Source organism: Sulfitobacter sp. HI0027 (genome assembly GCF_001634775.1).
Taxonomy (GTDB): Bacteria; Pseudomonadota; Alphaproteobacteria; order Rhodobacterales; family Rhodobacteraceae; genus Sulfitobacter.
Genome location: NZ_LWER01000346.1, coordinates 1 through 295, shown reverse-complemented (window position 1 = coordinate 295; position 295 = coordinate 1). Strand labels below are relative to the sequence as shown.

The window sequence follows — 295 nt, the reverse complement described above, 5'->3', positions numbered from 1 at the left end:
GGGGCGCCTTCTGCGATGGTCTTGGGCGACAATATCTTCTTCGGACATGGGCTGCCTGAAAGTCTCCCACGCGCGGCGGAACGCGGGCAGGGGGGGACTGTCTTTGGCTACCGGGTCGTCGACCCTGAACGCTATGGCGTGCTGGATTTTGGTGCAGACGGGCAGGTGCGGCAGATTATCGAGAAACCCAGCCAGCCGCCTTCGCCCTATGCGGTGACCGGTCTTTACTTTCTCGACGGCACCGCACCACAGCGCGCGGCAAAGCTGACCCCTTCGGCGCGCGGAGAGCTGGAAA

At 63.7% G+C, this 295-nt stretch carries 1 protein-coding gene; it reads left to right on the top strand.

Features of this window, described 5'->3' with window-relative positions; genetic code table 11:
• Positions 1-295, top strand: a 295-nt coding sequence (locus tag A3722_RS16785; protein ID WP_269084704.1) for a sugar phosphate nucleotidyltransferase, incomplete at both ends; no start/stop codon positions are given.